Source organism: Dyadobacter sp. (assembly GCF_017744695.1).
GTDB lineage: Bacteria > Bacteroidota > Bacteroidia > Cytophagales > Spirosomataceae > Dyadobacter.
This window is the reverse complement of record NZ_JAGIAS010000001.1, coordinates 119,295-131,394: the sequence shown is the minus strand read 5'-3', so window position 1 is coordinate 131,394 and position 12,100 is coordinate 119,295. Positions and strand designations below refer to the sequence as shown.

The 12,100-nt window shown below is 53.2% G+C and carries 9 protein-coding genes; 7 read left to right on the top strand and 2 right to left on the bottom strand.

Translation table 11 applies throughout. The features are described 5' to 3' along the window. Positions 1-24 precede the first annotated feature (24 nt). A complete protein-coding gene (locus tag J7619_RS00490) occupies positions 25-351 on the top strand; it encodes a phosphoribosylpyrophosphate synthetase (RefSeq protein ID WP_291192808.1) in 327 nt (108 codons plus the stop codon). 14 nt (positions 352-365) lie between these two features. On the opposite strand, the gene J7619_RS00485 is transcribed toward J7619_RS00490, so the two are convergent. Beyond that, on the bottom strand, positions 366-1,565 hold the full coding sequence (locus J7619_RS00485; RefSeq protein WP_291192806.1) for a PQQ-binding-like beta-propeller repeat protein: 1,200 nt from the start codon (positions 1,563-1,565) through the stop codon (positions 366-368). A 153-nt stretch (positions 1,566-1,718) separates the two neighbouring features. Between J7619_RS00485 and J7619_RS00480 the strand changes: the two genes are divergently transcribed. The 5 genes from J7619_RS00480 to J7619_RS00460 all read left to right on the top strand — a co-directional run bounded on the left by J7619_RS00480 (position 1,719) and on the right by J7619_RS00460 (position 10,865). Next, positions 1,719-2,312, top strand: a complete 594-nt coding sequence (locus J7619_RS00480; RefSeq protein ID WP_291192804.1) for an RNA polymerase sigma factor — start codon at positions 1,719-1,721, stop codon at positions 2,310-2,312. 78 nt (positions 2,313-2,390) lie between these two features. Next, positions 2,391-3,464, top strand: coding sequence for a FecR family protein (locus J7619_RS00475; RefSeq protein ID WP_291192802.1), 1,074 nt, complete (start codon positions 2,391-2,393; stop codon positions 3,462-3,464). 205 nt (positions 3,465-3,669) lie between these two features. Then, positions 3,670-7,074, top strand: coding sequence for a TonB-dependent receptor (locus J7619_RS00470; protein ID WP_291192800.1), 3,405 nt, complete (start codon positions 3,670-3,672; stop codon positions 7,072-7,074). 43 nt (positions 7,075-7,117) lie between these two features. Continuing rightward, a complete protein-coding gene (locus J7619_RS00465) occupies positions 7,118-8,572 on the top strand; it encodes a RagB/SusD family nutrient uptake outer membrane protein (RefSeq protein WP_291192798.1) in 1,455 nt (484 codons plus the stop codon). Further along, complete coding sequence (locus tag J7619_RS00460) at positions 8,559-10,865, top strand: glycosyl hydrolase family 95 catalytic domain-containing protein (protein ID WP_291192796.1); 2,307 nt, start codon at positions 8,559-8,561, stop codon at positions 10,863-10,865. Before J7619_RS00465 ends, J7619_RS00460 begins: the two co-directional genes overlap by 14 nt. An 11-nt stretch (positions 10,866-10,876) precedes the next feature. Here J7619_RS00460 and J7619_RS00455 read toward each other — a convergent pair whose 3' ends face one another. Beyond that, positions 10,877-11,302, bottom strand: a complete 426-nt coding sequence (locus J7619_RS00455; protein WP_291192794.1) for a hypothetical protein — start codon at positions 11,300-11,302, stop codon at positions 10,877-10,879. 168 nt (positions 11,303-11,470) lie between these two features. Here J7619_RS00455 and J7619_RS00450 point away from each other — a divergent pair, with 168 nt between their 5' ends. Next, a complete protein-coding gene (locus J7619_RS00450; protein WP_291192792.1) occupies positions 11,471-12,061 on the top strand; it encodes an RNA polymerase sigma factor in 591 nt (196 codons plus the stop codon). Positions 12,062-12,100: the final 39 nt, after the last annotated feature.

Sequence of the window (12,100 nt, the reverse complement as noted above, 5' to 3'; positions counted from 1 at the left end):
TAACCCACAAAACCTTTTCGAAAAATGGAACCATACCGTTACGATACGCTCAGCGAAGCCGTAAATGACTTGCAAAAAAGAGGTTATACCCACGATTTCCTGATCGAAGACGGAACCGAGAGTCTTTACTGCAAGCAACGTTCACTCGAACTGTCGCCGGACGAATTTGTGATCGACGAAATCCATCGGTTTGAAGGAATGACGGACCCGGCCGATGAGAGCATTGTGTTCGCCATATCTTCTTCGCAACACGACATACACGGGCTGGTGATTAACAGCTTTGGCGCGGATTTTGGGTACAGATCTTCGAAACTGGTTGAAGATCTGCACAGAAGAGCCCGCGGGAACTAAAAGAAAACGGTGCGCTAAGGGCGGAGGTATTCGCGTGTGTCCAGCGCATAAAAATGCCCGTTCGCATCTCCGAAATACAGCGCTCCGTCGGCCGCTACCGGTCCTGATAGGATCGATCCCAACGAGAGAATGTGTTTTTCTGCTTGGAGGTAATTATCGCCGTACATATCGAAATCTTTGCGGATATGGTCGGTATCGTCGTATACCAGCGCGTGGTTTTTCCTGCTTTCGTCCGTCTGGAAGGTTTTGAGCACCTTTCCGGTTTCGGGGTCTGCGAAATACATCCTGCCATTGAAACAGCCGAATACCAGCCGGTCCTTCATGACCAGCGCCGTGGCATACACCCGCATGTTAAGCGGCGTTACCCAGTTGACTTTCCCGGTTGCGGCATTCAGCGAGTAAAACTGGTGCGTATCCGAGGTGCCCACAAAGAGGTTTCCCTGATGAAGGGTAGGTGTCGCAATCACCCAGCTGCCCTTTTCCTTCATGTTCCACTTCTGTTCGCCGGTTTGGGCATTCAGGCTGTAAATGTAAAAATCACGGCTGCCGAAAATCACCTGCTGGTCGTCGACGTACGCTGCCCGCTGCACTTCACCCTTGGGAAATCCAGGATCGCCGAGCGTCTTGAACTTCCATACCAGGTTGCCGTCCCGCGCATCGAGCACATAAAAATGACCATCGTAACTCCCGATGAAAACCTTGCCGTTCCTCACTACCGGTGAAGCATGTACGACGCCCCCGGTTTTGAACCGCCAGCGTAATTTCCCCGACTCGATATCGATCGCGTACACCGAGCTATCGCCGCTGCCGGCGTACAATACATGGCCTTCCGCAACGGGAGACGACAGGTAGTAATCCCAGGTGTCGTAATGCTGTTCCCCGCCGGTTTTGAAGGTCCACAGCAGTTTGCCCTTTTTCTGATCGACGGCGTAAATGTTGCCGTCGGCGCTGTTGAACAGCACCTTGCCAGCGGTTACCGCAGGTGTCGACCTGATCGCCCCGGCGGTGGTGTACTTCCACAGCTGCTTGCCCGAGGCCCTATCCAGGGCATATAAATTCATGTCATTACTACCGAAATAGACGACCTTGTCCGTCACGGCAGGTGCCCCGTGAATGCCTCCGGTGGTCGAAAATTTCCATTGAAGCGGTTGCTGGGTAAAGGCCGGAATACTAAGGATTAAACAAAACAGGAAGAGGTTCAATTGTTTTTTCATGGCTGTTTAAAGAAAGGATAGATGTGCCCGCAAGTTATATGAAAATAGTCAAAGCGCACGGGCGCAATAAAATTTCAGGGCATTTTTGAATTCCTTGCAAAATGAGTAAAATGCACAATTATTCTATTTTTGTCCTAACCCACGCCCTGGTAAATGTCAGACTCTACGCTTCCGGATTCACAACTTTGGTGCCTGATCAAGGACGACGACCAGGCTGCCTACACAGTCCTTTTCCGGAAATATTACCCTGCATTGCTCGGTTATGGGAAGTCGTTGACCGACCATCACGGACTGGCAGGCGATTGCGTGCAGGAAACATTCATGGAAATCTGGCTGTACCGCAGAAACCTCGCCGTGCCCGATTCGGTGAGAGCTTACCTGCTGGCGGGTGTGCGCAGGCGCATTGCGCGCCGCCTCGAACGTGACCGCATTTTCAGGCACTCGCGCGACATTGGCGAAGGCGAGTTTTCCTTCCAGTTTACACCACTCGATGAAATGATCTCCGACGAGGAGACGCGCCGGCAGGTACAACAGCTCAATACCCTGCTGAACCAGCTTCCCGCGCGCCAGCGTGAGGCGTTGTATCTCCGTTACCATCAGCAGCTCGATATCGATGAGATCGCCCGGCTGATGCAGATCAACCCGCAATCCGCTTCCAACCTGCTTCACCGCGGAATCAAGCATATCCGCGAAGTTTGGGTAGGAGAGATGCACACCCTTGCGCTGCTGCTATGTGTGTATTTTTAAATTTTTTATCAAAAAAATAGAAATTGGTGAGTATCGCCCGCCGGTACTGTCCTCTCCTGCCTGAAAAACCACTACTTCATGCAGCGAGAAAGCTATACTACCGTTACGCAATTTTGTGACGATGCATTGTTCCGGGACTGGGTTATCACAGGACGTGATCATGCCGGCTGGGTGCAATGGCTCGAAGCAAATGCCGATAAACAACGGCTGGTACAGGAAGCGCGTTACCTGGTCCTGGCGATCGGCAGCGATGCTCCCGGTGCCACAGCCAGAGAAACCGATCAGGCGCTTGAAGAGACCTGGTGGCGGATCCACGAGCATGAGCACCGCGTGCGGCCTCTCGCGTTCGCTAGCTGGTGGCGTGTGGCGGCCGCTGTCCTGCTGTTTGCACTCGGCCTGGGCTGGTACGCTGCGCGCCGGTATTCCGCCGGAACGGACATTGCTGTACGCAAGCCGTCGGCTGCCTTACCCGGAAGCAGAGATATTGGTATTTACAATGACTCCAAAGTACCTCGCCTCGTGAATTTGGAAGACGGTAGTACGATCATCCTGCAACCAGGGGGAAAGCTGAGCTACCCGCGGAAGTTTGCCGTGGAAAAACGTGAGGTGCATTTGTCGGGTGAGGCGTTTTTTGAAGTGAGTAAAAACCGGCTGCGCCCGTTCCTGGTTTACACCAACGATATTGTCACGGAGGTGGTAGGGACGAGCTTCCGCGTCAAAGCGGCCGACGACCAGCCGGAAGTGGAGGTATTTGTTAAAACAGGGGAAGTGCATGTCCGGCAGATCAAACCGAAAGATAGCAAGGCGGCCGAGAATGTGGTTTTGCTTCCCAACCAGTCGGTCAGTTATGTTAAATCCCGCAGCCTTTTCGAAAAACCCGAAAATAAGGATATCCCTAAAAGGGCTATTGAATACCTGAATTTTGATTTCTCCGATGCACCCGTCGGGACGATTTTCTCGACCCTGGAAAGTGCTTACGGCGTGACGATCGATTATCCCCACGATGTTTTACGCGACTGTTACCTTTCCACCTCGTTGTCCGATGAACCACTTTTGTCGAAACTGAAAATCGTCTGCGAAAGTATCAGCTCCGGTACGCAGTTCCGCATGGAAGGAAACCACGTGATTGTAGAATCTACCGGATGTAATTAATGATCCGCCTATGAATTAACCAACCTGTATACAAAAAAGAGCCGGACTGGTTGCAGCAGGCCGGCTCCCGAAATCCACAACTCCGATTGCATTACGCCCTGGGAGTGGGGTGTTATTGCCCAATTTTTCTGTCGAATCGAAACAATAAACCGTCAAATCTATGAAGAAAACTTTGACTGCCAAACGCTTATTGTGTCAACTCTTAATGAAGTCGTTACAACAAATCGTCCTTTTGATTGTCGTAGCCCAGCTGGCAATGGCCGGACCGCTGGCCGGTCAGAACCTCCTGGAAAAAAGAGTTACGCTGAATCTCAACCGCGCTACACTGGGCAGCGCATTACAGCAGCTGGAAAAAACGGCTGAAATCAAGTTCTCCTACAACTCGCGCATGCTGCCGCTGAAATTCACGGTGAGCCTCAATGCGCAGAATGAACCGCTTGCCGCAGTGCTCGACAAGCTCTTATTGCCCAACAAAATCAGCTACAAGCAGGTGAGCAACCGCATTGTGCTGCGAAGCCAACCGGAAGTGATCAATGCCGTGGAGCCGGCACCGGACCTGAATGCGGTGAAGTACGCGACAGTGGTGGAAGACAGGTCGCTGGTGGGCAAAGTCACCGGAGAAAAAGGGGAAGGACTGCCGGGGATCAATATTGTAATCAAAGGCAGCCAGCGTGGGGCCGTGACGAATGCCGACGGAAGTTACAGTCTGCTGGTGCCTGATGGTGCCCAGACGGTCGTGTTCTCTTCGGTGGGCTACATTTCGCAGGAAATACTGGTTTCTCCGGAACGTACAGCCCTGGACGTTTCGCTGAAAGTGGACGAAAAAGCGCTGGAAGAAGTAGTCGTGGTGGGTTATGGAACGCAAAAGAAGGTAAACCTCACTGGATCGGTCGCGAGTGTCAATGTCGACAATATGCAGAGCCGCCAGGTAAGCAACAGCCTCGCCGCATTGCAGGGGCAGGTTACGGGCTTGCGCATTAGCCAGGGCACGGGTATGCCCGGCCGCGAGAGCGTTTCGCTGCAACTCCGCGGGGCCAGCTCCTGGGGAACCAACACGAGCCCGCTGGTGCTGGTCGATGGTGTAGTCGGTTCGCTGGATGTGCTACCCATGTCGGATATTGAAAGCATTTCGGTATTGAAAGACGCTGCGTCGGCGTCGATCTACGGCGCGCGGGCTGCGAATGGGGTGATATTGGTGACCACCAAGCAGGGGAAGAAAGGCAAGCCGGCATTGACCTACAATATGTCCCTTCGGACGCAGTCGCCCACGGGTGTGCCTAACCAGATATGGAATTCGGCGCAGTATATGGAGCTTTTCAACAAAGCCGTAGCCCGGAACGCCGTTAGCGCGGTGCCTTTTCCGCAGTCGCTGATCGACAAGTACAAGGACCCCAACCGTAACAAGGAAATGTTCCCGGACTACAACTGGGCGGATGCCGTCTGGAAATCGGCCCCGATGCAGGAGCATAATGTCGGCGTGAATGGCGGTTCCGACGCTTTTAAATACAATATGTCGGCGGGTATCATCGACCAGAAAGGCGTGCTGATGGGCCATAACTACAAGCGCTTCAACGGACTGGCCAATCTCTCGACGACGATCAACAAGTACATTACAGTCGGTACCAACGTGAGTTACATGAAGGGCAATTCGGTTTCTCCCTATTATGAAAACCAGAATTTCGTCCTCATGACCATGACCCAGGCGCCGCTTGTGAAGCCTTACCTGCCCGATGGCAGCGGCCGCTACACCGACAAAGCCGTGCCCACCGGTGTCGGCGGTACGCAGAACAACCGCAACCCGTTCTGGATCGCCAACGAAACCTACCGGGATTATGAAGACTGGCAGGCCAACGTGCAGGGCTGGCTCGACGTGAATTTCCTGCAAACCGAAAAAATGGGTTTGAAATGGAGCTCTAAATATGCTTCCCGGTTCGCCGAGCAGTTCCGTAATATCTATCATTACGGCGCGGATGCATACTATTACCTTCCTGAAAGCGAATACACGCCCGGCGGCGCCAACGTGTACCAGAAAGGTACCCCGTTCGGGCCGGAAGCATTGGGTGTAAACCAGGGCAATTTCCGCACGCTGCTGAATACGTTCTATTCTTCGGTGAACTGGAACTGGAATCCCGACCGGCAGGACATTTCACTCATGGTAGGGTACAGCCAGGAGGAGCAAAAATACCGTTGGCTGGGTGGCACCCGCAGTGTATTTCCCGTGAAGAATATGTACGAGATCGATGGTATGGGCCCTTTAAACCAGACTACCACCGGCGGCTTGACCGAATGGGCCTTCCAGTCGCTCTTCGGCCGCGCTACCTATGCATTCGCGCAGAAGTATTTGTTTGAAGCCAATTTCAGGTATGATGGTACTTCCCGCATTTACAAAGACAGTCGCTGGGGATTTTTTCCATCCGCTTCGGCCGCCTGGCGGATCAGTGAAGAGGCATTTATACGGGACGGCGCCAACTGGATCGACAACCTGAAAGTCAGGGCATCATACGGGTTGCTCGGGAATGCCAATATCGGTGAATATCCATGGCAGGAAACTTATGTAACAGCCACTTATGCATTTAATGAGGTGTTGAATCAGGGTGTTTTTCAGAATGCCTACCGTAACCGGGAATTGAAATGGGAAGAGACCAAGACCGCGGACATCGGGCTGGATTTTAACCTCAAAAATGACCTAATCTATGGTACCGTCGATTGGTACAACAAATCCACGACCGGAATCCTGGCTGGCGCTATCATCCCCGCCAGTGCCGGGATGTCAGCCCCGACCATTAACTACGGTGCGCTTCGGAATTATGGTGTAGAAGTTGAGCTGGGGCACAAAGGCAAGGCAGGCGCGGTGGAGTATGGTGTCAATGCGCAGGTCTCGGCGAACCGTAACAAAGTAGTGAAGTACCCCGCCCCAGCGTACGGCGATCGCATCATCAAAGAAGGCTTACCTTATCGTGACTATTATTTGTATGAATACACCGGTCTTTTCAGATCCGAAGAAGAGTTGAAGGCAGTGGTTACGCCGGGTAACCCGCAGTTAGGTGACATTAAATTCAAAGACCAGAATAACGACGGTAAAATCGACGGCGACGACCGCATTCGCGTGAAGGGCGCTTACCCCGGCTTTATTTATTCTTTCGGAGGAAATGTCAGATGGAAAAACTTCGACCTCGCCGTTTTCTTCCAGGGTGTTCAGGGCCAGAAAGTCAGGACTTATTTCTTTGGCGAGGACCCATTCTCCCAAGGATCTTCCCCGCATCCGAAATTCCTGAATGCGTACGATCCTGTAACCAATCCGAATTCAGACATACCGGCCATCTACGGCTGGGGATATGCGCCTATGACCGGCGGCACGGCACAGAACTCGACCTATTTCCTCAAAGATGCTTCGTACCTGCGCCTGAAAAACTTGCAGATCGGCTACACGATCCCTGCTTCGGTTACCAAAAAAGTGGGTATTAACCACTTGAAAGTATTCCTCACCGGCGACAACATTCTCACATTCACCAAATACCCCGACCTCGATCCCGAGCGGGCAGGAGACGGCTGGCATGCACAATACCCGCAGCTGAAAGTCTATTCGGTGGGCCTCAACCTGAGATTTTGATTGGTATAAAAAGATGTCATTCGATTTAAAAGATATACACCATATGAAAACTTTTCTGAACCATATTCTCTTGCCGGCTTTGTTCGTAGCCACGCTGACGGGTTGCAGCGATGATTTTCTGGATAAAAACCCGCCGCAGGAAATTGCCGCAGGGCAGTTCTGGACTTCGGAGGGCGATGTGCAAATGGGCCTGGCAGGATGCTATGCCCGCCTGAAAGGCACCTATGTGACCTGGCACCGCAGCTACTGGGACGCTGCCGTCGACAATGGTTGGGCGCAGCATTACGGCGATATCCGCCTCATGCAGTCGGGCACGCTCGATCCGGCCAACTCTGGCGCACCGCAGGCGCTATATACGTCCTGCTACACGGGCATTGCGAGCTGCAATACTTTCCTCAAAAACTTCACCAAAGTGGCTTTGCCCGCCACCGCTGCCAAAGTCTACGAAGCCGAGGCGCGTTTCCTGCGGGCGATGTTCTATTTCGAACTGGCGCAGCGCTGGGGCGGGGTAGTGATCTATAAAGAGGTCCCTTCCGATATCGAGCAATTGAAAATCGCCAAATCCACCCAAGAGGAAGTGTATAAATTCATCGGGGAGGACCTGGGCTTTGCGGTGGCTAACCTTCCCGACGACGCCTACAAATCTGGGCATGCCGTGAAAACCAGCGCCCAGGCGTTGCAGGCACGCATTGCATTGTATCAGGGTAAATGGGATGAGGTGATTGCATTGACTTCCTCCATTATTACTTCCAATAAATATTCCCTCGCTGCTGATCTCGAATCGCCGTTCATCAAAGGAAAGGGTCAGGCAACGTGCCCTGAAAACATTTTTTCCATTAAATATATCGAAACCCGCGACGGTCGCCAATCGAACGACGGTGGCCAGGAAGTGGAATTTTTCCGCTGGGGAGGTCTGGCTCCCACCAAGGACCTGATCGATGAATATGAGACCGGCGACCTCCGTTTGAAAAAGTGGTATTACTATTCTCCCAACAAGACAACTTTCGAACGTGAGGACGGGTTCAAATTCCAAACGGAGTTTACGGCCACCAATTATGGCCTGATCAAGTTTGCGGCGATCTGGGACCCGGGGCGCTTCATTCCCAGCGAGCGGGATATCCTTACGGGCCACGACATTGTGCTTTTCCGGCTATCGGATATTTACCTGATGAACGCCGAGGCGCAGATGGAAAAGGCCGGCGGCACGACCACCGACGCCAAGGCGCTCTCGTACGTGAATGCGATCCGCACCCGCGCGGGCGTGCCTGCGCTCGCAACGCTCACCCGTGCGCTCGTACGTAAGGAGCGCAGGCGGGAGCTTGCATTCGAGGGCCTGCGACTCTTTGACGTCGTTCGGTGGCGCATTGGGAAGGATATCAACGATAAGTTGATCCACAGCAACATCCGGTTGAAATGGGACGATAAGTTCTATATTTGGCCGTTCTCGCAAAGCGAAATGGATATTAACACAGCATTGAAACAAAATGAGGGATATTAAACGCCGTATTTGTCTTCCGATCCTGCTGGCGTGTGTGTGGCCGTTTTCAACGACGGTCCGCGCGCAACCGGCGAAGCAGCATAATCTTCATTTTGAAAAACTGGCAAAAGTGTGGGATGAGGCGCTTCCGCTGGGCAACGGTACCGTCGGGGCGCTGATCTGGGAGCGGGAAGGCAGGCTGCGCTTCTCGCTCGATCGCGCCGATGTATGGGATATGCGCCCGATGGCGGGCCTGCATCGTGAAGAATTCAGCTACAAATGGGTTCAGGAACAGGTCCGTAAAAAGGATTACAAGCCGGTTCAGCAGTATTTCGATGCGCCCTACGACCGGGAGCCGGCTCCGTCCAAAATCCCGGCGGGTGCATTGGAATTCGATTTGCCGGGCGGATGGCAGGTAAAGCGGGCCGACGTATTACTTGCGTCGGCCTCCGCCGAAGTGGAATGGTCGAATGGCGTTGTGTTGAAAACATTTGTGCACGCTACCGAGCCGGTAGGCTGGTTCCGGTTTGAAAACCTGCCGCAGGAATTGGTGCCGCAGATCGTCGCGCCGAAATATACCGGAGCGGTGAAAGAGGGCGGCACGGTGAACTCCCTCGTGGGCGACGACCTCGCGCGCCTGGGCTACAAACAGGGTACCATTACGCCGGGGCCGGGCAGTATTACCTATCGGCAGGAAGGCTGGGGTGGGTTCAGTTATGAGGTCGCCGTGCGTTGGAAGCCTTTGCAAAATGGGGTAGTAGAAGGGGTGTGGAGCGTTTCTTCGCATTATCCGAAGGCTCCTGCAAAGCCCGCGGCGTCCGCACTGGTCCAAAATGCATTGAAACAAACCTATGCAACCGCTGGTACGTCGCATCAGGCCTGGTGGGATCGTTTTTGGGGCATGTCGGCCATTTCGGTGCCCGACCCGCTCATTGAAAAGCAATGGTATCTGGAACAATACAAGTTCGGATCGGCCGCCCGTCGCGGCGCGCCTCCGATCTCTTTGCAGGCCGTCTGGACGGCAGATAACGGCCGCATCCCGCCATGGAAGGGCGATTACCACCATGACCTGAACACGCAGCTCAGCTACTGGCCGGCATACAGCGGTAACCATATGGAGGAAGCCCTGGGTTATCTCGACCACCTCGACGAAAACAAGGACAATTACCTGCGCTATTCCAAACTGTATTTCGGCGTCGACGGACTGGCAGTACCGGGTGTGACTACCCTCGACGGCACCGAAATGGGCGGCTGGATCCAGTACTCGCTTTCTCCCACGGTGTCGGGCTGGCTGGCGCACCATTATTACCTGCAATGGCGGTACGGTATGGATAAGGATTTCCTGAAAACGCGCGCTTACCCGTGGTTCAAGCAGACCTGCACTTTATTTGAAAATATTACCATCAAAAACGAAAGAGGCGAGCGGCACCTGCCCATCAGTTCCAGCCCGGAGATCCGGGACAATCGCCTGGAAGCGTGGTTCCCTGAAACGACCAATTATGACCTGGCCATCATGAAGTTCACATTCCGGGGCGGCGCAGAGTTGGCGGAGGCCATGGGAGACAAGCAGCAGGCCGCAAAGTGGCGCAAGCTGCTGGCCGAATTCCCGGATTTTGCTCAGACCGAAAACAGCGAACTCATGTTTGCCCGTACTTTGCCCTACAATGAATCGCACCGGCATTTTTCGCATCTGATGGCGATCCATCCGCTGGGATTGATCAAATGGGAAGATGGGGAACAGGCCCGGAAAACGATTACGAACACCATCGCCCTGCTCGACAAAGTGGGACCTGACTGGTGGTGCGGGTATTCTTACTCCTGGCTCGCGAACCTGAAAGCACGTGCGAAGGATGGCGCGGGGGCCAGGGACGCGCTGGCGACTTTTGCGAGGGCGTTCTGTTTGCCCAACAGCTTCCATGCCAATGGCGACCAGACGAAATCCGGGCTTTCCAAATTCACCTACCGTCCGTTCACCCTGGAAGGCAACTTTGCATTTGCCTCGGGCTTGCAGGAAATGATGCTGCAAAGCTACGCCGGCGCCATAGAGGTCATGCCCGCATTGCCCGCAGACTGGAACGACGCCTCATTCAGCAACCTCCGCGCCGAGGGAGCAGTGCTGGTAAGTGCCGAAAAGAAAGATGGGCGCATCGTTCAAATCAGCCTCCTGGCCGAGAAAGCAGGAGAATTTTCATTGAAATTACCGGCCCCGGGTTTCAAAATAACCATGGCCAGCGGCGTACGGAAAATAAAAGACGACGGAAAGCTGATCACGTTCAGTGCCCCGGCAGGTGGGAAGATTGAGCTGGTCAACTAAGCCACATTTAATCAGCGGTTCTGAAAACCATGAACGGCCAGTTTGTGTTTTTCAGAACCGTGCCGGATCGATAACGTTCCCCTGTATCCGGTGGTCCCTTCCACGATTTCCTTTGCTTCCTTCACAGCCAGAATAAGGTTGTAATCGACTGCGGAAAAATACATATCGAAACCTTTGGCACTGCGGACAGTCATGGTGTGGCTTAGCAGGATATTCTTGCCGCCGTCTACATAAACAGCTCTTTTCAGCGGATCTGCGAGGAAAATGTAATGTTTCTCCGACAGCGGGACCTGCCTGAGCGAGAAGAAATATCCTGCGTCCCCTTTGATGGGCCTTTCGTCCGTAGCGGAAACCAGAAGACCCTGGGCGATTTGACACATGCCGGTAACCGGCAGGAGCAAACTGATGCTCACGAGCAAAATGGATAGGTTTTTCATAAGTGTCTGAGGTAAAAGTGGTTGAGTATGAAGTCAGGAATTGGCGCGATCAATTTTTGTACAAAAACCGTGCCGCGCGCGGGAACAGGGGCATTTCCCCAAATCGTGAGTTTTTTTTGTATTTAAAATTTTTTCTCTTTCACTTTACCTGCAAAAAATATCCAGGTAATGGTTGGCGAACCCACAGATGAAGCAACGCACTGGAAAGAGCTCCTTTCCGGCAGCAAAGAAGCCTATGCGGCGATCTACGGATTGCATGTGAAGGCGATGTACCGCTATGGGATGAGCCTGGTGTCCATTTCGGAGGAATTCGTCCTAGACTGCATTCACGATGTATTTGCGGAAATCTGGATCAAACGCGACCGGCTGAGCGTTCCCGACAACATCCGTTCGTACCTGTTCGTCGCACTGAAAAACAGGATATTGCATTTGCTGAAACGGCAGGAGCGCCCGCATATGTTTGTGACGCAGGAGCATTTCGAAGACCTGTGGTTCGAATCTTCGGCGGAAGATATCCTGACGCAAAAGGAAGAATCGGCGAGCAGGGAGGAATTGCTCACCCGCCTTATCGGCCAGCTGCCGCCCCGCCAGCAGGAGGCGATCAGGCTTCGGTTTGTCGAGAACATGGATTACCACGAGATAGGGCAGGTGCTGGAAGTGAATACCCAGTCGGCTCATAACCTGGTGTTCCGGGCGATGGAAAAACTACGTGGCTGGCTTTTGGTAGCCCTTTTCCTTTTTCAATACTGCCTGTTTTGAAAATAATATTTTGTAACTCCCGGTACTTTTAAAATTTTT

Bases quoted from the DNA above. Each gene is read 5' to 3' on its own strand.
- J7619_RS00490 (WP_291192808.1), top strand. From the start codon at position 25: ATGGAACCATACCGTTACGATACGCTCAGCGAAGCCGTAAATGACTTG.
- J7619_RS00485 (WP_291192806.1), bottom strand. From the start codon at position 1,565: ATGAAAAAACAATTGAACCTCTTCCTGTTTTGTTTAATCCTTAGTATT.
- J7619_RS00480 (WP_291192804.1), top strand. From the start codon at position 1,719: ATGTCAGACTCTACGCTTCCGGATTCACAACTTTGGTGCCTGATCAAG.
- J7619_RS00475 (WP_291192802.1), top strand. From the start codon at position 2,391: ATGCAGCGAGAAAGCTATACTACCGTTACGCAATTTTGTGACGATGCA.
- J7619_RS00470 (WP_291192800.1), top strand. From the start codon at position 3,670: ATGAAGTCGTTACAACAAATCGTCCTTTTGATTGTCGTAGCCCAGCTG.
- J7619_RS00465 (WP_291192798.1), top strand. From the start codon at position 7,118: ATGAAAACTTTTCTGAACCATATTCTCTTGCCGGCTTTGTTCGTAGCC.
- J7619_RS00460 (WP_291192796.1), top strand. From the start codon at position 8,559: ATGAGGGATATTAAACGCCGTATTTGTCTTCCGATCCTGCTGGCGTGT.
- J7619_RS00455 (WP_291192794.1), bottom strand. From the start codon at position 11,302: ATGAAAAACCTATCCATTTTGCTCGTGAGCATCAGTTTGCTCCTGCCG.
- J7619_RS00450 (WP_291192792.1), top strand. From the start codon at position 11,471: ATGGTTGGCGAACCCACAGATGAAGCAACGCACTGGAAAGAGCTCCTT.